At 51.7% G+C, this 26165-nt stretch carries 25 protein-coding genes; 12 read left to right on the top strand and 13 right to left on the bottom strand.

The genetic code is table 11. From position 1 onward, the window contains the following. Positions 1 to 126 precede the first annotated feature (126 nt). Positions 127 to 909, bottom strand: a complete 783-nt coding sequence (locus JM656_RS11555) for a helix-turn-helix transcriptional regulator (RefSeq protein WP_203357919.1) — start codon at positions 907 to 909, stop codon at positions 127 to 129. A 97-nt stretch (positions 910 to 1006) separates the two neighbouring features. Here JM656_RS11555 and JM656_RS11550 point away from each other — a divergent pair, with 97 nt between their 5' ends. Further along, a complete protein-coding gene (locus JM656_RS11550; RefSeq protein ID WP_203357918.1) occupies positions 1007 to 2155 on the top strand; it encodes a multidrug effflux MFS transporter in 1149 nt (382 codons plus the stop codon). Between the two features lie 560 nt (positions 2156 to 2715). On the opposite strand, the gene JM656_RS11545 is transcribed toward JM656_RS11550, so the two are convergent. After that, complete coding sequence (locus JM656_RS11545; RefSeq protein WP_203357917.1) at positions 2716 to 3426, bottom strand: hypothetical protein; 711 nt, start codon at positions 3424 to 3426, stop codon at positions 2716 to 2718. A 375-nt stretch (positions 3427 to 3801) separates the two neighbouring features. On the opposite strand from JM656_RS11545, the gene JM656_RS11540 reads away from it, so the two are divergent. Continuing rightward, positions 3802 to 4284, top strand: a complete 483-nt coding sequence (locus tag JM656_RS11540; RefSeq protein WP_203357916.1) for a glutathione peroxidase — start codon at positions 3802 to 3804, stop codon at positions 4282 to 4284. A 166-nt stretch (positions 4285 to 4450) separates the two neighbouring features. Here JM656_RS11540 and rstA read toward each other — a convergent pair whose 3' ends face one another. Then, the gene (gene rstA, locus JM656_RS11535) at positions 4451 to 5185 is read right to left on the bottom strand and encodes a two-component system response regulator RstA (protein WP_203357915.1); all 735 of its coding nucleotides are present in this window, start codon (positions 5183 to 5185) and stop codon (positions 4451 to 4453) included. A gap of 126 nt (positions 5186 to 5311) precedes the next feature. Here rstA and JM656_RS11530 point away from each other — a divergent pair, with 126 nt between their 5' ends. Next, positions 5312 to 5647 (top strand): GlpM family protein, encoded by a 336-nt coding sequence (locus JM656_RS11530; protein ID WP_203357914.1) that lies wholly within the window; start codon positions 5312 to 5314, stop codon positions 5645 to 5647. Here the strand turns inward: JM656_RS11530 and folM are convergent. The 3 genes from folM to ydgH all read right to left on the bottom strand — a co-directional run bounded on the left by folM (position 5644) and on the right by ydgH (position 8918). Continuing rightward, positions 5644 to 6366, bottom strand: coding sequence for a dihydromonapterin reductase (gene folM, locus JM656_RS11525; RefSeq protein WP_203357913.1), 723 nt, complete (start codon positions 6364 to 6366; stop codon positions 5644 to 5646). The genes JM656_RS11530 and folM overlap by 4 nt on opposite strands. A gap of 37 nt (positions 6367 to 6403) precedes the next feature. Continuing rightward, complete coding sequence (locus JM656_RS11520) at positions 6404 to 7786, bottom strand: amino acid permease (RefSeq protein ID WP_203357912.1); 1383 nt, start codon at positions 7784 to 7786, stop codon at positions 6404 to 6406. 187 nt (positions 7787 to 7973) lie between these two features. Continuing rightward, entirely contained in the window at positions 7974 to 8918 is a 945-nt protein-coding gene (ydgH, locus tag JM656_RS11515; protein ID WP_192612141.1) for a DUF1471 family protein YdgH, read from the bottom strand. 525 nt (positions 8919 to 9443) lie between these two features. On the opposite strand from ydgH, the gene pntA reads away from it, so the two are divergent. Both pntA and pntB read left to right on the top strand, forming a co-directional pair. Next, a complete protein-coding gene (gene pntA / locus JM656_RS11510; RefSeq protein ID WP_203357911.1) occupies positions 9444 to 10973 on the top strand; it encodes a Re/Si-specific NAD(P)(+) transhydrogenase subunit alpha in 1530 nt (509 codons plus the stop codon). A 10-nt stretch (positions 10974 to 10983) separates the two neighbouring features. Next, entirely contained in the window at positions 10984 to 12372 is a 1389-nt protein-coding gene (gene pntB, locus JM656_RS11505; RefSeq protein WP_203357910.1) for a Re/Si-specific NAD(P)(+) transhydrogenase subunit beta, read from the top strand. 56 nt (positions 12373 to 12428) lie between these two features. Here pntB and JM656_RS11500 read toward each other — a convergent pair whose 3' ends face one another. Further along, positions 12429 to 13463, bottom strand: a complete 1035-nt coding sequence (locus JM656_RS11500) for an AI-2E family transporter (RefSeq protein ID WP_203357909.1) — start codon at positions 13461 to 13463, stop codon at positions 12429 to 12431. A 417-nt stretch (positions 13464 to 13880) separates the two neighbouring features. Between JM656_RS11500 and mdtJ the strand changes: the two genes are divergently transcribed. The 3 genes from mdtJ to JM656_RS11485 all read left to right on the top strand — a co-directional run bounded on the left by mdtJ (position 13881) and on the right by JM656_RS11485 (position 16826). Beyond that, positions 13881 to 14252, top strand: a complete 372-nt coding sequence (gene mdtJ, locus JM656_RS11495) for a multidrug/spermidine efflux SMR transporter subunit MdtJ (RefSeq protein WP_370552270.1) — start codon at positions 13881 to 13883, stop codon at positions 14250 to 14252. Then, entirely contained in the window at positions 14239 to 14568 is a 330-nt protein-coding gene (mdtI, locus tag JM656_RS11490; protein WP_203357908.1) for a multidrug/spermidine efflux SMR transporter subunit MdtI, read from the top strand. The genes mdtJ and mdtI overlap by 14 nt, the downstream gene beginning before the upstream one ends. Positions 14569 to 14663: 95 nt before the next feature. Further along, entirely contained in the window at positions 14664 to 16826 is a 2163-nt protein-coding gene (locus JM656_RS11485; RefSeq protein WP_203357907.1) for a bifunctional diguanylate cyclase/phosphodiesterase, read from the top strand. Between the two features lies 1 nt (position 16827). On the opposite strand, the gene JM656_RS11480 is transcribed toward JM656_RS11485, so the two are convergent. From JM656_RS11480 to JM656_RS11470, 4 genes are all read right to left on the bottom strand, one after another. Beyond that, a complete protein-coding gene (locus tag JM656_RS11480; protein WP_203357906.1) occupies positions 16828 to 17649 on the bottom strand; it encodes a serine protease in 822 nt (273 codons plus the stop codon). A gap of 100 nt (positions 17650 to 17749) precedes the next feature. Next, positions 17750 to 17830 (bottom strand): hypothetical protein, encoded by an 81-nt coding sequence (locus JM656_RS22520; RefSeq protein WP_192614343.1) that lies wholly within the window; start codon positions 17828 to 17830, stop codon positions 17750 to 17752. 91 nt (positions 17831 to 17921) lie between these two features. Beyond that, positions 17922 to 18251, bottom strand: coding sequence for an acid resistance repetitive basic protein Asr (asr, locus tag JM656_RS11475; RefSeq protein ID WP_203357905.1), 330 nt, complete (start codon positions 18249 to 18251; stop codon positions 17922 to 17924). A gap of 176 nt (positions 18252 to 18427) precedes the next feature. Beyond that, positions 18428 to 19924 (bottom strand): carboxypeptidase M32, encoded by a 1497-nt coding sequence (locus tag JM656_RS11470; RefSeq protein WP_203357904.1) that lies wholly within the window; start codon positions 19922 to 19924, stop codon positions 18428 to 18430. Between the two features lie 131 nt (positions 19925 to 20055). On the opposite strand from JM656_RS11470, the gene JM656_RS22515 reads away from it, so the two are divergent. Continuing rightward, a complete protein-coding gene (locus JM656_RS22515; RefSeq protein WP_370552269.1) occupies positions 20056 to 20148 on the top strand; it encodes a KPN_01571 family protein in 93 nt (30 codons plus the stop codon). Between the two features lie 76 nt (positions 20149 to 20224). On the opposite strand, the gene JM656_RS11465 is transcribed toward JM656_RS22515, so the two are convergent. Then, complete coding sequence (locus tag JM656_RS11465) at positions 20225 to 21478, bottom strand: MFS transporter (protein WP_203357903.1); 1254 nt, start codon at positions 21476 to 21478, stop codon at positions 20225 to 20227. A gap of 220 nt (positions 21479 to 21698) precedes the next feature. Here JM656_RS11465 and JM656_RS11460 point away from each other — a divergent pair, with 220 nt between their 5' ends. From JM656_RS11460 to bioD, 3 genes are all read left to right on the top strand, one after another. Next, positions 21699 to 22598: a LysR family transcriptional regulator gene (locus tag JM656_RS11460; protein ID WP_203357902.1), complete on the top strand. Its 900-nt coding sequence runs from the start codon at positions 21699 to 21701 to the stop codon at positions 22596 to 22598. A gap of 128 nt (positions 22599 to 22726) precedes the next feature. Then, positions 22727 to 23947 (top strand): sugar metabolism global transcriptional regulator Mlc, encoded by a 1221-nt coding sequence (mlc, locus tag JM656_RS11455; protein ID WP_203357901.1) that lies wholly within the window; start codon positions 22727 to 22729, stop codon positions 23945 to 23947. Between the two features lie 125 nt (positions 23948 to 24072). Continuing rightward, positions 24073 to 24768: a dethiobiotin synthase gene (bioD, locus tag JM656_RS11450; protein ID WP_203357900.1), complete on the top strand. Its 696-nt coding sequence runs from the start codon at positions 24073 to 24075 to the stop codon at positions 24766 to 24768. On the opposite strand, the gene clcB is transcribed toward bioD, so the two are convergent. Then, positions 24724 to 26013, bottom strand: a complete 1290-nt coding sequence (gene clcB, locus JM656_RS11445; RefSeq protein WP_203357899.1) for a voltage-gated ClC-type chloride channel ClcB — start codon at positions 26011 to 26013, stop codon at positions 24724 to 24726. The genes bioD and clcB overlap by 45 nt on opposite strands. Between the last annotated feature and the right edge of the window lie 152 nt (positions 26014 to 26165).

Raw genomic sequence — 26165 nt, 5'->3', positions numbered from 1 at the left:
GAAATATTCCACGCTAAGGTCGCTTTTTAATCGGACAGTACTTACCTCTTAACGAAACGGTCTTGTTTAGATGGAAAGTACGTAATGTAAAATAGAAGTGAGTCATTATTTAATATTGAACGTGTTCTACTCACCTCCGGTTCGCGCCTTATTTGAATAATGTTTTGGTGTTATACCTGTATGCTGACGGAAAAATGCGATGAATGCACTGTCGCTGACAAATTCCAGTTGCTGCGCAATTTGATTTATATTAGCTCCATCAGCAACCAATTCCATTGCCTTCAGCAATCGCCATTGTTGTCGCCAGCTCTGATAATTCATCCCCGTATCTCTGATAAAAATTCGACTAATCGTGCGCTCGCATGCACCAACTCGATGCGCCAGTTGGCTCAGTCGTGGAGGTAATTCGCCCCTGCGCACGCTGTCCAGCCATGAGCACAGACGCGGATCTGAGGGAAACTGTAAACTCCAGTTCTCACTACGCGCTGTGTGTAGCTCTTCACTAAATACGGTGATCAGGCTGGTCTGTTGACTCGCAGGCATGTCCCATGACCAAAATGCCATCCGTTCAATGACTTCGTAAAAGAGAGGATTTACCGCTACAACCTGTAATGGCATATCAGGAAATGGTAGCGTAGTTGAAAAATACAGAGAGCGGTAAGCCATAACGCCACGCATCATGGCACGATGAACAGTGCCTGCGGGGATCCAGGCAGCACGACGCGGTGGAAGTAGGCATAAGGTTTTTTCCAGCTCAATAGTGATACAACCCGCAGCAGAAAATAGCAATTGATGGCGACGGTGGCTGTGTCGACCAGAATCATGCAGCCCCAGATCGGCTGCAATACCGATTACTGGGGTATCGAAGCTATCTGCGTCAAAAAATTGATCCGGATTAATTTTAGCCATTTGTCCGATATTTTATATATTTAGTCCTTATGATTGTAATGTGACCACTTCCTTTCCGCAATAATGGTATCTATTCCCTCATTATTGAAGCATCGCTATGAATACTATTAACCGACCGCCACTGTGGTTGTTAACTCTGCTGATCATGTTTCCGCAACTCGTGGAAACGATCTACAGCCCGGCGTTACCAAACATTGCTCTTACATTCAATGTGAGCAGTGAACGTACCGCTCAGACACTTTCAGTTTACTTTGTCGCCTTTGCTATTGGTGTAGCACTATGGGGTTGGTTGAGTGATCGCATTGGTAGACGTCTTGCCATGATGTTTGGCCTGACCTGCTATGGGTCAGGAGCCGTGATGGCGATAGTTGCTACAGATTTTAATATGTTGTTATTGGCTCGCATGTTGTCAGCTCTGGGTGCTGCTGCAGGATCTGTCGTGGTGCAGACTATGTTACGGGACAGTTATGAATCCACGAACCTGGCTCGCGTATTTTCTATCATGGGGGCTGCACTGGCAGTCAGTCCGGTGTTTGGTTTGGTGAGCGGGGGCTGGATTGTGAGTATTTACGGTCATATTGGGGTATTTATTGCACTGTCGTTGCTGGCGATATTGCTGCTGGTACTTACTGCCTTTATGCTGCCGGAAACACGGCCGTTAAATACAATAACACCTCGTATGGGCTGTCTGGCTGTCCGCATGGCGTGTGACAGTTCGCTTTGGCGAAATGCAATGCTGGTTTCACTGTTCAATGCAATGATCTTCAGTTATTACAGCCTGGCACCGTTTCTTTTCGAGCAGTTGGGTTGGGGAGCCAGAGCATTTGGGTGGACGGGATTACTACTGGCGATTGCCTCGCTATCTGGAAGTCTTCTGAACCGGAAGTTACTGGTCACAGGCCTGGAACCTGCGCAATTGGTTCGTCATGCTTGTAGTTTGGCCCTGTTATCCAGTCTTGTCGCATGGAGCTTACAGAATTCGCCGTGGATTTTAATGCCTGTTACCGGAGTTGTCGTCGCCTATGGGATTGCGATACCTAATATACTGAGCAATGCTCTACGTCACTATCGGGAGCAAGCGGGAACTGCCGGAGCATTATTCGGATTGACCTACTATTTACTGCTAGGTGTAATGCTGGGAGTCGCTGGTCTGGTACAACAGTTGGGGCTTGTTCTCACAGCCTGCGCGCTGACAGCCTGGTTATGTAAACCCCTTCGCGTATCAGAATTAGCCACGACGCCTTGACTCGCAAATTTGCTTGCCGCGTTGTGTTGAATTTACGGGCAATAGCACTGATGTTTGTTCAAGAGTTGAAATCCGGCAACAAGCAAAACCACGTGATATAGGGAACTAAAAATTTAAGCTTTGAGAAAGCTCACCAGTCCACTGTGCCAGGTATATTTAAACAACGACTGAGATTTGTTACCAGAAATGTCTGGTCTGGATAGAGAGCGTCAACTCAAATGGATAATTGCGTGGAGCGGTCTCTCAACAACAGTGTCACTCGACAGCAATGATACAGCATCCACTACATTAGAAGTTGCTGAGCTGGCAATTACCGAATTGGTTCAGTGAACAGACAGCGACGTCCGCTCCTCGCTCAAGGCCGACTATCTGTTCTGATTAAAAGGGCTAAACCCATTTGCTGTATCTTACATATAGGTAAGCAACAATAATAACCCAAAGTACAACGAAAACCCTTGGATAAAACGGAATGAAACGAACAATGAAATAAGCACCAATCACACTCACTATGACTGGCACAAGGTAAAAAAAAGACTGCAATAGCCATAGAATCAGTTTCTTCATTTCTTCAGTATCTCATACAAAGCATCGGCTATAATTTCAGGCCTGTTATCTCCTGACTCTATTTGATAAATTATCTTTGTCATGAACGGTTCAATTGTGAAGTAAAGCATTTCTAAATTTTCTTTATAAAGTAAATTATAATACTCGGAGTCCTGGAATTTTAACTTATTTGCTGCTGAGGCAGCTAATTGAGCATTGCCATATATTGATGCGCCACTAATAAACCATGACGCAAACTTATTAACCATGTTGATATGAGTTTCCTTAAAGTTACCTGAGCTAATAATTAATTTTGCAATAGTTATTGCCAGTGACATGTTGCTAACTTTGCCAGCCGCTTTGTTAGCTGCAAACCCTAGTTTTTCGTGTAGGAATGACACGAGATCATTAGCTTTGTTGTTATCGATTATTTTAAGAGTTTTCTTAAAATAAATGGAAACCATATCGACAGTGACGTCCTGGCGATTAAAAATCTCACCTACAGCCAAAAGCAATCTCTCATCTTCACGCATCATGTCACGGCACGCGCTGCGATAGTATTCATCAGGGATAACGCAGGAACCATAGTTGATCAGGCGTTGTGTGCCCATTTTAGCGCTGTTGATTGTGGATATCAGATTTCCGTGGATGCTGCGTAGAGAGTTTGTGAGGTCTATTGCTAATTGTCTTTTGGACTGCATCTGTAGTTGAAAATAGGTCTGTGACATTTTATTACTCCATGCTGTATCATTTTTGCCTCATAATTGATCAATACTGATGACGAGGGCAAGTAGGATGGCGGGAAAAAAACGGAAGGCATTCATTTACATCTCGACTGTTATTATTTTTTTTCTAATAATTCCTGAGTTCATTTTTCGTATACTTAGTCCCGAACATCTTTCCTGGTTGGGGTATGTAACAAGTTTTGGTGGCGTAATAAATCCTCTTCTATCAGTGATGATTTTTATGGGTATCCTCTCCATCATTCTCGCTATTACAACGGTTTATTTTGCAGGGAAAATTTATCAAACTTTGTCTCAATCTAAACGTAATTAATTTGCGACAGTGTATTACTAAATCGCCACTGCTTTGAGGATTCCGACATGACCACTTTTCATCAACTGACTGCCACCAGCCTGCGTGGTCAGCTCATCTCTATGGCCGACTACGCGGGTAAACTGGTTCTGGTGGTTAATACCGCCAGTCATTGTGGCTTCACGCCGCAATACACAGGACTTGAAGCGCTCTACAAGAAGTACGCCGACCAGGGGCTGGTAGTGCTTGGTTTCCCCTGCAACCAGTTCGGTAAGCAGGAGCCCGGCGGCACCGACGAAATCGCTCAGACCTGTTACATCAACTACGGTGTGAGCTTCCCGATGTTCGAGAAAGTGGAGGTCAACGGCGCCGCTACGCACCCGGTGTTTTGTTACCTGAAAGCAGAATTGCCAGGCGTACTGGGTGGGCGAATCAAGTGGAACTTCACTAAGTTCCTGATCGGGCGCGACGGCAAACCGATCAAGCGTTTTGCACCGTTCACCACCCCAGAGAAAATGGAAGCCGCAATCCTTGCTGCACTTAAAATCTAAGTGTTCCTGTAATCCGAGCCATTCCCGTTTAGACAGCCCCCGACAAACGGATGATATCCGCGTGAGGCTAACGTCCGCTCATCGCAGCCGGTCGAGTGTAAAAAGGGGGAGCAACTGACGTCACAATCAGAAAGCCTTCTTTGGTTCAGATGTGACGTTGTAACGATCAATCATGTTGCGCATCTTCCCAGGCATGGGGAGCAAACAAATAGCCTTTGTTGCGAACCGTTTTAATTCGGTAAGGCTCGGTGGCGCTATCCTGCAATTTTTTCCGCAGACGGGAAATCGCCACGTCCACACTGCGGTCCAGCCCGTCATAACTTACGCCCCGTAGGTTTTTCAGCAACGCATCGCGATCCATTATTTTCCCGGCATGCGTTGCCAGTTCCCAAAGAAGCTCAAAGTCTGCTGTGGAAAGTGAAACCGGCTCACCTGATAACACCACCGTACGGTTGATGGGGTCTATGGCGAGCGTGCCAAAACGTAGCGTTTTATGCGGTGCGACAATGGCATCCTGGATGCCTTTCGAATGGGCGGACTGTTCGCTCTGACGTAGATGCAAACGCAGGCGTGCCAGCAGCACGGCAGGTGGCGTGGTCTTCAGAATGTAGTCGCAGGCGCCCATTTCCAGCGCAAGGATATGATTCATATCGCTATCCAGCGAGGTGAGCAGAACGATGGGGCCACGCCAGCGCTCGCGCAGGTCGCGGCAAATGCTCATGCCGTCTTTGCCCGGCAGCATGATATCCAACAACACCAGATCGGGTTGCGTGCGCAGAATAACCTCTTCAGCCCGATCGCCCCGAGGCTCAACGATGACCTCAATATCATGCCGGGCCAGGTAGGCAGCAATCAGCGAGCCGACTTCGGGTTCATCTTCGACAAATACGATGGTGTTCATATCATTCATTATGAATATAAAACGACAACATACACCGCCGCTGTTTTCGCTGCTATTAATCTTTTCTAAACGAGATCGCTTCCGTTATGCTAGAGACTGATGTTATCGATGTGTTAAGGCAGAGGAATGGGACTCGTTATAAAAGCCGCGCTGGGTGCGCTGGTGGTGGTGTTGATCGGTGTGCTGGCAAAAACAAAAAATTATTATATCGCCGGGTTAATCCCTCTGTTTCCAACGTTTGCGCTTATTGCACACTATATTGTGGCCAGTGAGCGCGGGGTAGAGGCGTTACGTACGACCATCGTGTTTAGTATGTGGTCGATCATTCCCTATTTTGTGTATCTGGTTTCATTGTGGTACTTCACCGGCTTTATGCGCTTACCGGTCGCCCTTGGCGGCTCGGTCTTATGCTGGGGGGTAAGCGCCTGGCTGCTGATCGTCTGTTGGATAAAGCTGCATTAACGTAAGTGGCGCCCGCCATCAACGGCAAAACTACGTCCTGTCACAAAGCCGCTGGTGAGCAGGTAATCAACGACGTCGATGACCTCTTTTTCACCTGGCGCTGTTTTCATCAGTGATTTATCCAGCGCCTGCTCGCGGTACGCCGCATCATCGCCTTCATTGAATAAAATGAGTGAAGGGGCAATGGCGTTAACCTTGACGTCCGGGGCCAGTTTTCGGGCAAATGAGCGGGTCATGTTGTCCAGCGCCGCTTTACTGGCCGCATAGGCAATGTGCTTATCGCTGCCGCGCTCCACAACGTAATCGGTGAAGTGAATAATGTCGCTGGCGGCATGTCCGCGACCGACTAACAGACTTTCTAAGGCGTGGTTGAGCAGGTAGGGGGTATTGACGTGGATCTGCAGCATTGATGACAACACATCACAGAGCGGCGTATCGGGCGTTTCTGGCCTCCAGGCGCTGGCATTATGCAGAATCGCGCGCAATCCGTCAGTCTGTGCTTTGACCTCTTCCGCAAAGCTCAGCACGCGTTCATCGGTTGAAAAATCGGCCTGAATGCATACCGCACCGGCCTTTTCTAAAAGCGCAATGGCAGGATAGCGCGTCCTGTAACTCACAATGACCGGCTGTTGTTGATTCAGGAAGTGCCACGCGAGGGCGAGGCCGATACGACGGCCTCCACCGGTGATAAGAATTGGCAAGGACGGATGCTTACCCATCGTAATCTCCTTTTGGTATCAAACGATGGGGCGATTCTTACCCCACCAACATCCACGTCGCTGGAACCGAAGCCATTAACAGCAGGCCAATCAGGACGATTTCCTGACGGTTTAACACATTATCATGCGTATGTGTTTTGCGTGCATAGAGGAAAACCAGCAGTCCTGGCGCATAAAGCACCACCGACAATAACAGATGCATGGGGCCGGACGCGTACAACAACCATAAACCATAAATACAGGCACCGACACCCACGGCCTGATGAAGAGGACGCGTGGCAATCTTCAACAAGAAGGCGCCAACCAGAAAATAAGGCACCAAAATCATCTCTGAGGCAATGGTCAGCAGCGTGTTGTAATCGGAACCTGTGAGCCAAATCAGGACCAGACAAACCTGAACTGAGATATTGGTTAACCACAGTGACGCTGACGGGGCGCCCTGAGCGTTCTGACGCGCGAAAATACGCGGGAACGCTTTGTGCGTTGAGGCCAGGAATGGCACTTCCGCCGCCATAATGGTCCAGCTCAGGTACGCACCGCACACCGAGACAATCAGCCCCGCGGCGATAATGATTTCGCCCCACGGTCCCATCATTTTGACCATCAGACCGGCCATGGACGGGTTACGAATCTCCGCCAGTTCCGGACGGGCAACCACGCCGAGAGAGAGCAGGGTTACCAGCAGATAAACGCCCAACGCGGAGATGACTGCCAGCAGCGTGGCGCGTCCAACGTCGCGTTTATTTCTGGCGCGCGCGGAAACAACGACCGCACCTTCCACGCCGATAAACACCCAGAGCGTGATCAGCATGGTGTTTTTCACCTGCTCCCAGACCGGGACGCCCAACGCCAGACCGGTAAAATCGAGACGGAAGGTGTCGAGCTTAAACAACATGAACGCCAGGATGACAAACAGTCCGAGCGGCAGGAGTTTTGCCAGTGTGGCGACCAGATTAATGCTTGCCGCCGTTTGCACGCCGCGCAGCACAAGAAAGTGAACCACCCACAGCAGCACGGATGCGCCGATGATTGACTGCCAGGTATTGCCGTCGCCAAAAAGACGCAGCTCAGGCGTATCGGTGAAGAAGCTGAGGGCCGAAAAGACAATCACCAGATAGGAGACGTTGGCGATAACGGCGCATAACCAGTATCCCCACGCGGAGCAGAAGCCAATCAGCTCGCCAAATCCTTCACGCGCGTAGGTGAAGATCCCGCCATCCAGGTCGGGGCGAATACGCGTCAGGATCAGCATGGCAAAGGCCAGCAGTAAAATGCCTGCGCCGGTGATACCCCAACCAATCAATAATGCCGCCGGGCTGGCAACTGCCGCCATGTTTTGCGGCAGACTGAAAACACCTGCGCCAAGCATTGAGCTTAGTACCAGCGCGGTGAGCGCGCTCAGACCCAGTTTCTTTTCCATCGATATCCAGTTGTAAAAACGAGAGTGGGAGAATAATTATTTTGCCAAAATGCATAAAAATAGCGAAAGCATCTCAAGGCGCGGGATTTTACGGAGAGAAGAGAGCGCATGCAATAATCATGGAAAGATTTATGATTAAAAATACTAAAGGCGGCAAAAAGCCGCCTTATTTTGCTACTGATGCACCTTATTTATACAGATCGGCGCTGATGGTCATGTTGTTACCACGTTCTTGCCACTGGCGAGTGATGTGGTAGTACTTGGCACCTTTTTTCGCGGCACGTTTAGCAACCTGATACGAGACTTCCGTCATGTTGCCGTAGTTGCCCGTGAACTTGATGCTGTCGAAAGGCACCATCATGGCGGCCGTTGCTTTGTTCAACTCTTCGACTTTCGTTCCGTCCGGAAGCGTGACAGTGTAACGTCCACCTTTGGTCGATTGTGTTTCGAAGAAGCGACCCACATCAGCGCTTGGCGCAGCGGTTGCTGCAACGCCCGGAATTTCAACTTTCTTCGCCGCTTCGCCGCCCTCGGCCAGTGCCGCGCGTCCCGCTTCGGAATCAGCCGGAATCACGTCAGTGCTCTGAATCACACGTTTTTTCGCATCCGCTTTGTAGAGGAACGCGGTGATACGCTGATTGCCGCCCTGGTTGGCATCAATCTGGCGAACGATAAAGAAGGCGTAAGCGTCTTTCTGTTTTGCTGCTTTGGTGATCGCGTCATTGACTTCCGGTTGGTTACGGAAGAAACCTTGCACCGTCACGGTGTCATACGGTTCCAGCGCAACGGCCTGATCTTTTGGTAATTCTACAATGCCGTTAATCACGCGATTTTTGGAGGCTTCCGCTTTTTCAGCATCGGCTTTATAGAGGTCGGCTACGACGCGCCAGTTACCGCCACTGCCATAGTCAGATGTATCAACAACATAAAAAGAGGCTGCACCTTCTTTATCTGCACGGCGGGATGCAGCATTCACCGCATCGCTAATGGCATTAAAACGACCGGTGACCACGATACGGTCATAAGGTTTAAGTGCTGCCGCTTGCTCCGGCGTCAGTTCTGTCGCTGCATTTACAGAAAAAGCAGTCGCAGAAAGAAGTGCGGACGCCAGGAGAGTGTTCTTAAGCTTCATAAAAATAATCCTTCGCCTTGCGCAAACCAGGTACTGGTATTGTTATTGACTAGAAACGTGGCTGATTATTGCATTTAATCCCTGTCAATGTCTGCGTCATTTTTCACTCATCGTGTCACGTGACATTACAAAGCCGATCACATTGCCTGATATGTCTAAAAAACAGGCTTTTAAGCGCCAAATCTAATGAGGTCTATGAATTGCATAAGTTAATTTAATGTTAAATGAATGTTTATGGGTGGCGCTAAATCATGTTTTGCCGCTCCGCTTGAGCGGATTATCGGCCTTTGAGCGCTATTTCAAGGTCATTATCCCTGTCTGCAGGCTGAATCGTTCATGTTTTGCCAATTTAGCAATAAATACTGTTTTTTGGCGCTAGATCACAGGCGCTATTTTCAGTAGGTTATAAAGAGTTTGTTACTGTTTTATTTTGCAGAGGTAAAGCTTACCTCTTCCGCAAGAGTGCATATGCATCTTGCGATCACTGACAAACCATCATCAAAAAAAACGATGGAAGGGAATATTATGCGAATTGGCATACCAAAAGAGCGGTTTACCAATGAAACCCGTGTCGCCGCGACGCCGAAAACGGTTGAGCAGCTGCTGAAACTGGGTTTTACCGTCGCGATTGAAAGCGGCGCTGGTCAACTGGCAAGTTTTGACGACAAGGCGTTTGTGCAAGCAGGCGCTGAGATTGTGGATGGAAATGCGGTTTGGCAGTCAGAGGTAATCCTGAAGGTCAATGCGCCAGAAGATGAAGAAATTCCGTTGCTGAATGCCGGGACTACGCTGGTCAGTTTTATCTGGCCTGCGCAGAACCCGGAATTAATGCAAAAACTTGCCGAGCACAATGTCACCGTCATGGCAATGGATTCCGTGCCGCGTATCTCGCGTGCGCAGTCTCTCGATGCCCTGAGTTCAATGGCGAACATCGCCGGTTATCGCGCTATCGTTGAAGCCGCGCATGAATTTGGTCGCTTCTTTACTGGTCAAATCACCGCAGCGGGTAAGGTTCCTCCGGCAAAAGTAATGGTGATTGGCGCTGGCGTCGCGGGTCTTGCGGCGATTGGCGCGGCAAACAGCCTTGGGGCGATTGTTCGCGCATTCGATACCCGTCCGGAGGTCAAAGAGCAGGTCCAGAGTATGGGCGCTGAATTCCTCGAGCTGGATTTTAAAGAGGACGCAGGCAGCGGCGATGGCTACGCCAAAGTCATGTCTGAAGCGTTTATCAAAGCGGAAATGGCACTCTTTGCGGCGCAGGCCAAAGAGGTCGACATTATCGTCACCACGGCGCTTATTCCGGGTAAACCCGCGCCGAAACTGATCACCCGCGAAATGGTTGACTCCATGAAGTCGGGCAGTGTGATTGTCGATCTGGCCGCGCAAAACGGCGGCAACTGTGAATACACCGTGCCAAACCAGATCACGACCACCGAAAATGGCGTGAAAGTGATTGGTTATACCGATCTGCCGGGGCGTCTGCCGACGCAGTCTTCCCAGCTGTATGGCACTAACCTTGTCAATCTGCTCAAACTGTTATGCAAAGAAAAAGACGGTAATGTCACCGTTGATTTTGACGATGTGGTGATTCGTGGCGTCACGGTAGTGCGCGATGGCGAAATCACCTGGCCGGCACCGCCGATCCAGGTTTCTGCCCAACCGCAGGCTGCGGCAAAAGCGGCCCCTGCGCCGAAAGAACCCGCAAAACCGGCTTCGCCGTGGCGTAAATTCGCGTTTATGGCCCTGGCAATCATCCTCTTCGGCTGGCTGGCGGATGTAGCGCCGAAAGAGTTCCTCGGTCACTTTACGGTGTTCGCGCTTTCCTGCGTGGTGGGATACTACGTGGTATGGAACGTCTCGCATGCGCTGCATACCCCATTGATGTCGGTCACTAACGCCATCTCGGGGATCATTGTGGTGGGGGCATTGTTGCAAATCGGCCAGGGCGGCTGGGTGAGCTTCCTGAGCTTTGTTGCGGTGCTTATCGCCAGTATTAATATTTTCGGTGGCTTCACCGTGACTCAGCGCATGCTGAAAATGTTCCGGAAAAACTAAGGGGTAACACATGTCTGGAGGATTAGTTACAGCTGCATACATTGTTGCCGCGATCCTGTTTATTTTCAGTCTGGCGGGGCTTTCGAAACATGAAACCTCCCAGCAGGGTAATAACTTTGGTATCGCCGGGATGGCGATTGCGCTGATTGCCACGATTTTTGGCCCGGATACTGGCAACGTTGCCTGGATTCTGGTGGCGATGATCATCGGCGGCGCGATTGGTATTCGTCTGGCGAAGAAAGTTGAAATGACCGAAATGCCGGAGCTGGTGGCGATCCTACATAGCTTCGTCGGTCTGGCTGCCGTACTGGTTGGTTTCAACAGCTACCTGTACCACGAAGCCGGTCTGGAGCCGATTCTGGTGAACATTCACCTGACGGAAGTGTTCCTCGGTATCTTCATTGGTGCGGTCACCTTCACCGGTTCTGTTGTCGCGTTTGGCAAATTGCGTGGGAAGATCTCTTCCAAACCGCTGATGTTACCGAACCGCCACAAAATGAACCTGGCGGCGCTGGTGGTCTCCTTCCTGCTGATGGTGCTCTTTGTCCGTACCGAAAGCGTCGGCCTGCAGGTTCTCGCCCTGCTGGTGATGACCATTATTGCTCTCGCATTCGGTTGGCACTTAGTGGCGTCGATCGGCGGCGCAGACATGCCGGTGGTGGTTTCCATGCTGAACTCCTACTCAGGATGGGCGGCGGCAGCGGCGGGCTTTATGTTGAGTAACGATCTGCTGATTGTGACCGGCGCGCTGGTCGGTTCTTCGGGTGCGATTCTGTCTTACATTATGTGTAAGGCGATGAACCGCTCGTTTATCAGCGTGATTGCCGGTGGCTTCGGTACTGACGGTTCTTCAACCGGGGATGATGAAGAAGTGGGTGAGCACCGCGAAATCAATGCGGAAGACACCGCTGACATGCTGAAAAACTCCCACTCGGTGATCATTACCCCAGGCTACGGCATGGCGGTGGCGCAGGCACAGTATCCGGTGGCGGAAATCACTGAGAAGCTGCGCGCACGCGGTATCAAAGTGCGTTTCGGTATTCACCCGGTGGCAGGGCGTTTACCAGGCCACATGAACGTGCTGCTGGCAGAAGCGAAGGTGCCGTACGACATCGTGCTGGAAATGGATGAGATCAACGACGATTTCACCGACACCGACACCGTGCTGGTGATTGGCGCGAACGACACCGTTAATCCGGCGGCGCTCGACGATCCGCGTAGCCCGATTGCCGGTATGCCCGTGCTGGAAGTGTGGAAAGCGCAGAACGTTATTGTCTTCAAACGCTCCATGAACACCGGCTACGCAGGCGTGCAGAACCCGCTGTTCTTTAAAGAAAACACCCACATGCTGTTTGGTGATGCTAAAGCCAGCGTGGATGCCATTCTGAAAGCGCTTTAAAGATAGCTGCCATTCGGCAATGATGTGAACGGCCTCTGCGGAGGCCGTTTTTTATATCAGGCTTTATTGAGGTCGCTAAGCAAAACCGCAATGCTCTGACCGCCTGTTGTCTGCTCAAGGGCGATTTTAACGACGATGGTCAGCGGCACCGAAAGCAACATACCAACGGGACCGAGCAGCCATCCCCAGAAAATCAATGAGAGAAACACCACCAGCGTCGAAAGGCCTAATCCACGCCCCATGATTCGAGGTTCAAGGATGTTACCGAACACCAGGTTGATCGCCAGATATCCCGCCAGCACAACAAGCGCGTCGTAAAATCCGCTGAACACCAGCACCTGAGCGATAGGTGGAATCGCCGCCAGTACGGAGCCAATATTAGGGATATAGTTCAGCGCAAAGGCCAGCAGCCCCCAGACGAAAGCAAAACGTACATCCAGTGCCGCCAACATTCCCCAGGCGACCAGACCCGTGACAATGCTGATGGCGGTCTTCAGCACCAGATAATGCGAAACGCTGTCAATTGCGCGCTGAATGGCAGACATGCCTTCTGCGGGGTTAGCCATCATCTGTTTTAGCTTGCCGGGCAGTTGTGGCACTTCCAGCAGCATAAAGACGACAGTTAACAGAAGTAAAAAGATAGACGACATGGCGTTAGAGAGTTGGGTCAGCAAGTTAGTGACCAGCGTCATGGCCGCGTTAGGATTAATATATTTCGCCAGTTCATCCACAGAAACGCCAATTCCTGCGCGTTGTAACCACGGCTCAATACTTTTCAGTGGGATGATCAAAGACGAACGGTACTGCGGCAGCGTTCGTGCGAGCTCATTTAATGAGGTTCCCAGATACGCCAGCAGGAGCACCATCGCCATCACAATGATGACGACCAGTAATGATACCGCCAGCACGCGGGGGATGCGTAATTTGACCATCCGTTGTACGACCGGGTTTAAAATAACGGCAATAAATAACGCTAAAATAAAGGGGACAATGATATCCGCCGCAATACGAATTCCCGCGAGAATGATGACTAACATTCCCAGCATAATCACTATTTTTAGACCATTGAGCGTGATAATTGGTTTTGCCATGGTAATTCCTGAATTCTGCTTCCTGGTGTTTATAATAATGTGATTTGTGTCGAAGTGCGCTACCAAAAATCAGACGATTGAGGTAAAGAAGTGAAAAGGTTTTGAGTTAAATCTGTAGCTGTGGTACAAATCAGGCGTGTTTAACTACCGAGGACAATTATCATCCGCGATGACGAGAAGCAACACTGCGGATAATTGTAATATTATGGACAATTTGTTCAGAACGTTTTTTTCTACATCGACACACCTTCGTACTTCTTCTACCTTCCTGCTTGCTGGTGAGCAGCTCTGGCGCAACGCGCTTTAGTCCCTTTCTTCTGCCTGAGCTGGCGCGACGCGCTGAGCTATCTGATTTTATTTTTGGTTTGCTGCATGCAGCAGATCCGCAGGACTATATTCTCAAGCAGGAGAAGTATCATGTTTTACTGGATTTTATTAGCGCTGGCAATTGCGACCGAAATTACCGGAACGTTGTCGATGAAATGGGCCAGTGTTAGCGATGGCAACACAGGTTTTATTTTGATGCTGGTAATGATCACCCTCTCGTATATTTTTCTCTCGTTTGCGGTTAAAAAAATAGCCCTTGGCGTCGCCTATGCCTTGTGGGAAGGGATCGGTATTTTATTTATTACGTTGTTTAGTGTGCTGTTATTTGATGAAGCGTTGTCAACGATGAAAATCGCGGGGCTGGCGACCCTGGTGCTCGGCATTGTGCTGATTAAATCCGGTACGCGAAAGCCCGCCAAAACGGTGAAAACGGTGAAAGGGGCGACGCATGCAACAGTTTGAATGGGTACACGGCGCCTGGCTGGCGGCCGCCATCGTGCTGGAAATTGTCGCTAACGTCTTTCTCAAATTCTCTGACGGTTTTCGGCGTAAAATTTACGGTGTGTTGTCTCTCGCCGCCGTCCTGGCCGCGTTTAGTGCGCTGTCTCAGGCCGTAGAAGGTATCGACCTTTCCGTGGCGTACGCGTTGTGGGGCGGGTTTGGTATTGCCGCCACGCTGGCAGCGGGTTGGGTGCTTTTTGGTCAACGTCTGAATAACAAAGGCTGGGTCGGTGTGGTATTACTGTTGGCCGGTATGATAATGATAAAACTCGCCTGATGTGATCACTGCCTGAAAGAATCAGGCAGCGAAATTCTCCGGCTGTAGTACGCTATAAATAATACAATTAGTCAGGCGACGGGCGAGGGATCCGGATGGCAAATTTGTTGCACTGGCGTAATATTCCTACAGCAAAAACGCTGTTTGTTATGATTTTTATGGCCGGGATAGGTCTGATAATCTCGGTCGTGGCTCTGCTTTATCTTTCCCTTCATCTGATCACCACTAAAACCAACGAAATTGACGACCGCCGCACGGCGCTGTCGGTACAAGGGGCGGTGCAAACCTCGGTGAATCGCGTATGGTCGCTGGTACTGGACAATGCCGTCTGGGACGAGGCGGTCAAAGAGGCTTATCGACCCACGTTAGACACCGCATGGTTATCTAAAACCTGGGGTTCAGGCCTTAAGATCAATAACCTGTATGACGGCACGTTTATTCTCGACGAGCACTTTCACGTTTTGTGGGGCGCATTTCACGGTAAGCCGTTTACGGAAGATAACCTCCGTTTTTTTGGTCGGGGTATGCAGTTCTTGATCGACCAACATGCTCAGCCTCTCGCCAGCGAAAAAAACATTTACGCCGGAATAACCCGCACCCGGGAAGGTGTCGCTTTTGTCGGTATCGGGTTGATTCGCCCGATGACGGAAGGGTTTCCCGTTCAGGGAAGCGCACGTCGTTACCTGGTCATTACCCGCCATCTCAATCCAGAGATCCTGAGTGGACTGGGTAGAACCTTTCAGATAGAAGACCTCACCTATACTGCTGAACCCTCGGCTGGTCCCAGCGTACCACTGAAAAGTTCGGCCGGAGAGTTGCTTGGTTATCTTAGCTGGCAGGCGCGTCTGCCCGGTGTCCAGGCGGCGCAGGCTGCTTCAACCGATATTACGCAGATCGTCTTACTCGCCGCCGCGTTAATCCTGCTCTTTATTCTGTTGAGCAGCGTTGGACTCTATAAACTGGCAAAAGGTGAGCAGCAGGCAAGACGCATCGCGCGTATTGACTGGTTAAGTCATTTGCCAAACCGCCGCGCGTTAATTGAAAAGCTGGAGCACTCCAGGTTAAGCGGCGAGCCGGGAACGAAAAGCGTGGTTTTTATCGACCTGGACGGATTTAAAGACGTCAATGACATTTACGGTCATCACGTGGGCGATCAGCTGATCGTCACCATTGCCCAAACGCTGAGAGATAAAATTCCTCCGGAAGGGATGCTGGCACGCATGGGCGGGGATGAATTTGCCATGATGGTTGGCGGCGCGCGCGCGGAAGAAAGCGCGGCGGCATTTGCGGGCAGTGTTCTGGATTATCTCAATACGCCCATTAGCTTGGGAGAAAGAACTATCCACATTGGCGCCAGCATTGGTATTGCGAGTGGCTCGCTGGTGGAGATTACCAGTTCAGAACTGTTCCGTCGGGCGGATATTGCGATGTATCACTCCAAAAGTACCGGCAAAGGGCGAATTACGCATTACGATTCTGAATTAAACAGCGTTCGGGAACGGGAAATCGTCATCGAAAATGACATTCGCCTCGGCCTGGAAAGAGAAGAGTTCGATGTCTGGTATCAGCCTATTGTTGATGCCCGATCGCAAAAAATGATTGGCGTTGAGGCGCTGGCTCGCTGGCATCGGCGACCCGCTGGTGGATTAAAACCGGATGAGTTTATCCGCATTGCCGAGACCAGCGGGTTGATCTACCGACTCGGCCAGTTTGTATTGCGCCGCGCCTGTTTTGATCTCCAGCCGCTGAGCGACCTTAAACTGTCGGTGAATATTTCTCCCGCCCAGTTCCGCGATCCGGATTTTGAGAACAAGGTAGCTGGCGTGTTGCAGGAAACCGGGTTTCCGGCGGGACGTTTACAGCTGGAAGTGACCGAAACCTATGTGCTGGAAAGCCCGGAAAGGGCGCGCGCTGCCATCGCAAATTTAAAATCGCTGGGTACGGCGGTGGCGCTGGATGATTTCGGGACCGGATATTCGAGCATCGGTTATTTACGCCGGTTTAACTTCGACACCATTAAGATAGATAAATCGCTGGCAGGGCTGGTGGATGATGACGATCAGGCGTCAGCGCTGGTGAGCGGCACTATCCGTATCGCCAGCGCGCTCGGGATGGCGGTCATTGCCGAAGGCGTGGAGACAGAAAAACAGATGAAGCTGCTGCGTCTTGCCGGATGTGACCAGCTTCAGGGCTTCTATTTTAGCCAGCCGATGCCGATCGAATCACTGTTACAGCTGCGCCAGCAACGACATTGCTAAGTTATTGCTGGGCCAGCGCGTCCAGTTTGTCACGAAACCCCGTGACGGAGAGCGCGCGGTTATCTGCCCGCCAGCGATCTTTGGCCGCCGGGGCGGAGCTTTGCACGCCAATCAACTGCCAGCCCGTATCGGTCTTCAGCATCAGTGGCGATCCGCTGTCGCCAGGCAACGTGTCGCACTGGTGAGAGAGGACCGACGTTTGCGCCCAACCGGTGACCAGACAATCCTGGTGTGTATACAGCGCGTCAATATGATCTTCCGGATATCCCGACTGCGTCACTTTACGTTCGGTGGTTTTAAGCGCTGCGGTTAACGCCGCTTTATCACCTTCAAATAAGGGCAGTGGCGTAATGCCGGAAGGCGGGTAGCGTAACACCACCAGACCGAAGTCCCAGGATGCTGCGGCAGGGGGAACAATCCAGCCGTCGCCGTCCGGTTTCAGACGCTTACCCAGTGAGGGATCGACCCGTCCTTCAATCCCGTGAATTTCGTAGCGCCAGAGTCCCTTTTTCGACACAAAACGTAAGGCGACGGCTTTATCCGGCTTACCTTTCGGTGGGATCAGCAAACAGTGTCCCGCCGTCAGTGCCAGATGCGGTGAGATGAGCGTAGCGGTGCAGAGGTTACCGCTGGCGGTCTCCAGTTGCCCAATCGCATCCCAGGGCGGTTGGGTTGGGTCAGCGACCTGTACGCGATCATCCTGACCAAAAAATAGTGTTTTGACTTCACTGGTATCCGTGGCAGTCGTATCAACCTCATCCGCATGAGTCACGACAGGAGAAAGACAAACTGAAGCCAGTAATACAGCAATGGTTTTCTGCATATCACACTCTGTGTGGGTAATTATGATTATTAAAAGCAAACCCTCAGTAAATACTATAGACGGGACGGCAGAAAAGTGGGAGTAAAATCAGATAACTACATCAGGAAAGATAAAAGTGGGTGGCGATAAGCGCACATAAAATAAGTGCGATAAGAATGAACTCAAATCGGTAACGAGGCATCCTGGCACCCTCCAAAAGGACGGCGCTAAATCAGAACAATTTAGCGCCGTGTGTCATGGCGCGGGGGAGCGCCATTGAACCTGGGGGCGTCTTAAGCAGCCGGTTGAGCTGCTGGTTTAGTCGCTTCGTGTTTTACCGGTTTTTTGGTGTGTTTTTTAGCCGCCTGCGCTTTTTGCTCAGGGGCTTTCTGTTCTACCGTCGGTTTGGTTGCAGACTTTTTGGTGTGCTTTTTAGCGGCCTGCGCTTTCTGTTCTGGCGCTTTTTGGGTAGCGGCTTTGTGATGTTTTTTGTGATGCGTGGTGGTCGCGGAAGCCGATTTGGTGACCGCTGGAGCGGTAGTGGATGTTGCGGTTTCGGCAGCAAATGCAGCGGAAGACAGACCCATAGCAGCGGCAACAACCAGAGCTAATACTTTTTTCATTTTAATACCCTCGATTTGGTTTTTCATTCAACCCCACTGCGGGGCCGTTGAAATAACTATATCGCTGTAAATTCAGGGCTTCCGTGAGTCATTGGTATCGGCGTGTAACGATATGTACGAGATGGGGAATAAGCGGTAGAGAAGCCCGATAAGCCTGCGCTATCGGGCAATCTGGTTTAGCGAGGCAATGACAAATAACGCGATTCAAGGTGTTCGCGGAAGTACCGGCTACTGAGGGGTTCTCCGGTTGCCTGGGTAATGAGCTGCGCGGTGGTGTACCGGCTCCCGTGTTGCCAGATGTTTTGCCGCAGCCAGTCGAACAGGGCGGTGAAGTCGCCTTCGGCGATGTGTGCGTTCAGATTCGGTAACGCCCGGCTTGCGGCGCTGAACAGCTGCGCGGCATACATCGCGCCCAGCGTATAGGACGGGAAGTAGCCAAATCCGCCATCGGTCCAGTGAATATCCTGCATGCACCCGTCGCGGTAATTACCGTCGGTCGACAGTCCCAGCCAGGCCTGCATTTTCTCATTCCACAGCGCCGGTATGTCGTCAACGTCGATGTCGCCGTTGATCAGCGCCCGCTCAATTTCATAGCGTAAAATCACATGCGCAGGGTAGCTGACTTCATCGGCATCCACGCGGATGAATCCAGGCTTCACCTGCTGATTCCAGGCCATAAAGTTCGCCTCATCAAAGGCGGCTTGATCGCCAAAGTGGCGTTTAACCATTGGGATCAACTGCTTCAGGAATCCCTGACTGCGACCCAACTGCATTTCAAAAAACAGGCTCTGGGACTCATGGATAGCGGTAGAGCGTGCGAGCGCGATGGGCTGTCCGGGCCAGTTACGCGGCAGGTTTTGCTCGTAGCGCGCGTGTCCTGTCTCGTGGATGACGCCAAATAGTGCGCTGAGGAGTTCGTTTTCATCGTAACGCGTAGTGATCCGCACATCTTCCGGTACGCCGCCGCAGAAAGGATGGGCGCTAATGTCCAGACGTCCGCCGTTGAAATCAAAACCCAGCAACGCCATGGTTTCCAGTCCCAGTTCGCGCTGAACCGACGTTGGGAATGGCCCAACCGGCGCAACTAGTGGGCGCTGAGACTGTTTGGCAACTGCCTTATTCAGCAGGTCGGGAAGCCAGCTTTTCACATCCGCAAACAGCACATCCAGTTGCGCGCTGGTCATATCCGGTTCAAAGACATCCAATAGCGCATCGTAGGGTGTGCAGCCTTTGGCTTGCGCGCGTAAGCGCGCCTCTTCACGGCTGTATTTCACCACCTCTTTGAGATTTTCTGAAAAGCCTTGCCAGTCATTTGCCGGACGCTGGCTGCGCCAGGCATGTTCACAGCGGCTTCCCGCCAGAGATTTGGCCTCTACCAGCGACTCTGGCAGCAGTGAAGCCTGATGATGCAGGCGTGTCATTTCGCGAAGGTTTGCGTGTTCAATCTCGTCGAGATCCTCTTGCCCGGCAGCGGCAATCCACTGTGCCACGGTGGGGTCGGTAATGATTTGATGCTCCAGAACGCTCAGCTCTGCCAGCGCTTCGCCTCTGGCGCGGCTTCCTCCGGGAGGCATCATGGCAAACATATCCCAACTGGCGATGGCAGAGAGATGGGAAAAACGGGATAAACGCAAAAAGGTGCGGGTGAGTTGTTGATAGTTTTTATTGTCCATGTATCCTCTTCGGCGGAGTGTGCGGGTCATGACTCCTACCATAATAGGGCGTTTTGCTTAGCGGTACATTTTTTTAGTCTGCGAAGCGGTAGAATCGCCCCTCGAAAATAAAAACAAACACATACAGCATTATGAATCCGATCATTTGGGTTGTATTTGCTCTTCTGGCACTGGACGCCATCAGGGAAATGGTGGGGGCATCCTCCATCCTGGGAATGTGGTAGTTGGTTGTTAGTCGAGACAGGAAGAATACCCGGGCATAGCGTTTTACACATGGCGCGATGCCCGGGTTTCTTATCTTCAGGCGTGTAATCGATGGTGTAAGCGCGCGCCGACCAGAATCGCCAGCACCAGCATTAGCGCAATAAACCCGCCAACGCCGTTCCAGCCGTAGTCATGCCAGAATATGCCGCCGAGCGTCCCGGCAACGCTAGAACCTACGTAGTAGCTAAAGAGATAAAGCGACGATGCCTGACCTTTCGCCCGCCGCGCGCGAGGGCCAATCCAACTGCTCGCGACAGAGTGCGCGGCAAAAAAACCGGCAGAAAAAAGCAGCATACCGGCAAAGATCAACCATAAAGCGCTGAACAGTGTCATTAACAGACCCACCAGCATCACACCCGTCGAAAATAGCATCACCGGCCCGCGACCATAGCGGGTAGTCATGGCACCGGCTTTTGGCGAGCTCCAGGTCCCTGTGAGGTAAGCAACGGAAAGCAGCCCGACAACGGCCTGGCTCAGTTCCCAGGGCGAGAGCATCAACCGGTAGCCGATATAGTTAAACAGAGTGACGAATGACCCCATCAACAAAAAGCCTTCGGCGAACAGTAACGGTAAACCCCGGTCACGCCAGTGCAGACGAAAGTTGATAAACAGCGTTTTAGGTCGTAGCGAGGTGGGACGGAAATGACGGGACTCCGGCAATATTTTCCAGAACATTAATGCCGAGGCGAGCGCAAAACAGCCAATCGCCGCCAGCGCAATTCGCCAGTTGAAAAAATCGGTAAAGACCCCGCTGATCAGGCGTCCGCTCATTCCACCAATGGAGTTGCCACTAATGTACAACCCCATAGAAAACGCCACAAAACTGGGGTGAATTTCTTCACTCAGGTAGGTCATTCCCACCGCCGCAACGCCGCTTAGCGACAACCCAATCAATGCCCGCATGATCAGAATGCCATGCCAGCTGGTCATCATGGTTGACAGTAACGTACAGCAGGAGGCGAGAAGCAGAGCGGTCACCATCACCGGTTTGCGGCCGATGGCATCGGAAAGTGGGCCGGTAAACAGCAAACCAACGGCCAGCATGGCGGTCGAGATGGAAAGTGAGATACTGCTGTTGGCGGGCGATACGCCAAACTCATGGGACAGCACAGGCAAAATTGGCTGTACGCAATAGAGCAGGGCGAAAGTCGCCAGTCCGGCAGAAAAAAGCGCCAGTGTGACGCGCATAAACGGGGCGGTGCCGCGTTTTATAAATTGATTTGGCTGGGAAATAATCTGTTCATCAACATCGCTTGCCGGGGCGGTATCGACAATAGTAGTACGGCTCACGTGAAATCCTTGCTTAGCATCCCCGTAGTTGAGGTGACGGGCATGACCACCTGTAAAACTGACTCCTTACGCCATTTTTCGCGCCATTTGGGCCTGGGAATGTGTCCATCCCCTATCCAGACGGGCTGTAACTATAACGGCTGAAGAATCAGACTTAAGAGTAGGAAAATCAAAATATTCTGTCTAATATATTAATAATCTCAAATAATACTTTTAAAATATGAATATTGAGTTGCGTCACTTACGCTATTTTGTGGCGGTTGCGGAAGAACTGCATTTTGGTCGTGCCGCCGCCCGTCTTAATATTTCGCAACCGCCGCTGAGCCAGCAAATTCAGATCCTTGAGCAGCAGGTTGGGGCACGGCTGTTGGCGCGAACCAATCGCAGCGTGGCGTTGACGGCCGCCGGGCGGCAGTTTTTGGCCGACAGTCGGCAAATTTTGGGGCTGGTCAATGAGGCTGCGGCGCGGGCGGAGCGTCTGCATCAGGGAGAAGCGGGCGAATTACGCATCGGTTTCACCTCCTCTGCGCCCTTTATTAAGGCGGTCTCCGATACCCTTTCCGGGTTTCGCCTGGAATTTCCTGATGTACACATGCAGACCCGCGAAATGAATACCCGTGAGCAGATTGCGCCGTTGAGTGAGGGGGCGCTGGATATGGGATTGCTGCGCAATACGCTGCTTCCGGATACGCTGAACCGGGAGGTGATATTGCATGAACCGTTGATGGCGATGATCCCGCGCGAGCATCGTCTGGCGCAAAAACCGATGGTGACGTTGGTTGAGTTGGCGAAAGAGCCGTTTGTCTTTTTTGATCCCCACGTCGGGACAGGTCTGTATGACGATATCCTCGGGCTGATGCGTCGCTATAACCTGACGCCGGTCATCACCCAGGAGGTTGGGGAGGCCATGACTATCATTGGGCTGGTGGCGGCGGGGCTGGGCGTTTCGATTCTGCCCGCCTCCTTTAAACGCGTGCAGATTGAGGAAATGTGCTGGATACCGATCGCTGAAGCCGATGCTGTGTCGGAAATGTGGCTGGTCTGGCCGAAACACCATGAGCAAAGTCATGCCGCGCAACGGTTTCGTCATCAGTTGTTATCCGCAGTAAGTCGTGCTTAATTTAGTTTAAAAAGCGGTAAAAACGTGCGGTAAATCACACGGCTACGCAAAAATTTGACGGCAAGTGTTGAAGTCCTTCACCATAGCCTACAGATTATTTCGGAGCGCGAAAATAAAGGGAGTCAGAGGTGGTTGCTGATAGTCAGCCTGGGCATATCGATCAAATCAAGCAGACCAACGCGGGCGCGGTGTATCGCCTGATTGATCAGCTCGGACCGGTATCGCGTATTGATCTTTCTCGCCTTGCGCAATTGGCGCCTGCCAGTATTACAAAAATTGTCCGCGAAATGCTTGAAGCGCATTTAGTGCAGGAGCTGGAGATCAAAGAAGCGGGTAGCCGTGGTCGTCCTGCTGTTGGGTTGATGGTGGAAACCGAAGCCTGGCACTACCTGTCTATCCGCATCAGTCGCGGAGAGATTTTCCTCGCCTTGCGCGATCTGAGTAGCAAGCTGGTTGTGGAGGAGTGTCTTGAACTTCCACTTGTTGCCGACCTTCCGCTGCTTGATCGTATCATCACGCTGGTCGATCAGTTTTTTATCCGTCATCAACAGCAACTTGAGCGGTTAACCTCTATCGCCGTCACCATGCCAGGCATTATTGATACTGAGAATGGCATCGTCCACCGTATGCCGTTTTATGATGACGTCAAAGAGATGGCGCTGGGTGAAACGCTGGTACAGCATACCGGTGTGCCAGTCTATATTCAGCATGATATCAGCGCATGGACGATGGCCGAGGCGCTGTTCGGTGCATCACGCGGCGCGCGCGATGTTATTCAGGTGGTGATTGATCACAACGTGGGGGCGGGCGTCATCACCGATGGTCATTTGCTGCATGCGGGGAGCAGTAGCCTGGTTGAGATCGGTCATACGCAGGTGGATCCCTACGGTAAACGCTGCTATTGCGGTAATCACGGCTGTCTGGAAACCATTGCCAGCGTGGACAGCGTCCTCGAACTGGCGCAATTACGCCTCAATCAGTCGATGAGTTCTACGTTGCACGGTCAGCCATTAACGGTGGATTCGCTGTGTCAGGCCGCCCTCGAAGGGGATTTACTGGCGAAGGACATCATCAGCGGCGTCGGAAGCCATGTGGGGCGTATTCTGGCCATCATGGTGAATTTATTTAACCCGCAAAAAATCCTGATCGGTTCTCCATTAAGCAAAGCGGCGGATATTCTTTTCCCCGCCATTGCCGACAGCATTCGCCAGCAAGCGCTCCCGGCCTACAGTAAGAACATTGTCGTGGAGAGCACGCAGTTTTCAAATCAGGGAACGATGGCGGGCGCGGCGCTGGTAAAAGACGCGATGTATAACGGCTCTTTGTTGATTCGTCTATTACAGGGTTAACATTTTTTCACTGTCGTAAGAAAAATTGCGCTATCTCAAGCCGATTCCCCTTGTCATACCTTAGACTTTCTCCACTGTATTATTTTCCTGGCTTATATTTTTGAAGCATAACGGTGGAGTTAGTGATGCTGAAGCGTTTCTTTATTACAGGTACAGACACTTCTGTTGGGAAGACAGTGGTTTCCCGCGCATTACTACAAGCGTTAGCGTCAGGGGGTAAAACTGTCGCGGGTTACAAACCGGTCGCCAAAGGAAGCAAAGAGACCCCCGAAGGGTTGCGCAACAAAGATGCGCTGGTGCTGCAGAGTGTCTCTTCTATTGAATTGCCTTATGAGGCCATCAACCCGATTGCGTTAAACGAAGATGAAAGTAGCGTGGCGCACAGTGGTCCTGTCAATTACACCTTGCTGTCCAATGGGTTGGCGAGTCTGAGCGAAAAGGTGGATCACGTTGTTGTGGAAGGCACTGGCGGGTGGCGGAGTCTGATGAACGACCTTCGTCCATTATCCGAGTGGGTCGTGCAGGAGCAACTCCCGGTACTGATGGTGGTGGGGATCCAGGAAGGCTGCATCAACCATGCGCTGTTGACGGCCCAGGCCATTGCCAATGATGGGCTGCCTTTAATGGGATGGGTCGCAAACCGTATCAACCCAGGTCTTGCGCATTATGCAGGGATCATTGATGTGCTCGGTAAAAAAATCCCTGCGCCTTTGATTGGCGAACTGCCGTATCTTCCTCGCGCAGAGCAGCGTGAACTAGGGCAGTACATCCGCATGTCAATGCTTGGCAGCGTGCTGTCGGTAGATAGAGTCGTGGCGTAACGTTCGCGATAATACCGACGCGATTACGCAAGCCATCAGCAGTCCGGGGAGTAAACGATATTCCCCGGTCATTTCACAAATCATCAGCGTAGACATTATTGGCGCATGCGTAGTGGCCGCCAGTAGCGTCGCCATCCCCGTTAATCCCAGCAGAATCGCTATTTCATCCGGGCCCGGAAGCCAGATCCCCCACAAACGACCAAACAGCATACCGATTGACAGACCGACGAACAGGGTGGGGGTAAACACGCCGCCAGGTGCGCCGGAACCGCTACTGGCAAGCACGGCCAACAATTTACAGATGAAGATCCCGGCAATCACGGAAAGCAGCGGTGGGGATAACAAAAAGGATTGCACTACGCTATAGCCATTTCCCCAGACGGTTGGCGTCAACAGAGAAAGTAATCCGACCGCCAGTCCCCCCAACGCCAGTTGCCAGGGCGGCGTTAGCTGAAGCCGTAAAAAAACATTGTGAGCCGCCGTCATTGACCACGTCAGCAACGGACCGCAGAGACCGGCGACCAGCCCCATACTGATAATCAGGGCGTACTCCCGCACATGTAGGTCGAGTGACAGGTGAACCGTATAAAGCAGCGCGCTGTTGTCATTGAGTACGTGGGTGGTTAGCAACGCGACAACGGCGGAGATCACGACCGGTCCCAGTGACGCCAGCATTAATGTGCCGAAGAGAACCTCCGCGATGAACAGACTTCCGGCCAGCGGTGCATGATAAGCGCTCGACATACCCGCTGCGGCACCGCAGGCAATCCAGAGTTTCCACTCCTTACGGGGGGCAAAACGTTGCGCAAAGGCAGAGGCGGCCAGCGCAGCCAGCAGCACCATGGCACCTTCACGACCAATGGCGCTCCCCGTGGCAACCACCAGCAACGACGCCAGCGATTTCACCAGGCTGGAGCGGTAATCAAAGGTGTCATCCGTCTGCAGGGCTTCCATGTAATCGGTAGGCGCATGTGGGCGTTGCTGGTTCATTTTTTGCCAGCCCCATAGCAGGGCTCCGGCAACGAACCCACCGAGGGCTGGGGTGAGTAAACGCCTTAGCGGCGACAGCCCGGCTGCCGCATTGACCAGACTCCCGGTGTCATTACTCAAAAATAGCTTTTCGAGGAGCAGCATCGCATGGCGAAATCCGCTCACCGCCAGCGCGGCAAAAATTCCCATTAATGCGGCAAGCCATAAACGGCGAAACAGGGTGCGAAGATCGGGGTAAGCATGTAAACGATGCATGAATAATCGCAGTGTGATGTGATTTTGATAACGGTAGTTTGCGGTGAAATGCGAAAAGAAGCAAAACCGTCCGTGTCGATTTCCGTGGTTAGCGGAGGACGTTAACGCTTACCGACCCATAGAGACGATAAGCGTTCGCGACGCCCAGCCCG

Source organism: Citrobacter sp. R56, from assembly GCF_016811995.1.
Classification (GTDB): domain Bacteria; phylum Pseudomonadota; class Gammaproteobacteria; order Enterobacterales; family Enterobacteriaceae; genus Citrobacter_D; species Citrobacter_D enshiensis.
The sequence above is the reverse complement of the archived record's forward strand: the minus strand, read 5'-3'. Positions and strand labels throughout refer to the sequence as shown.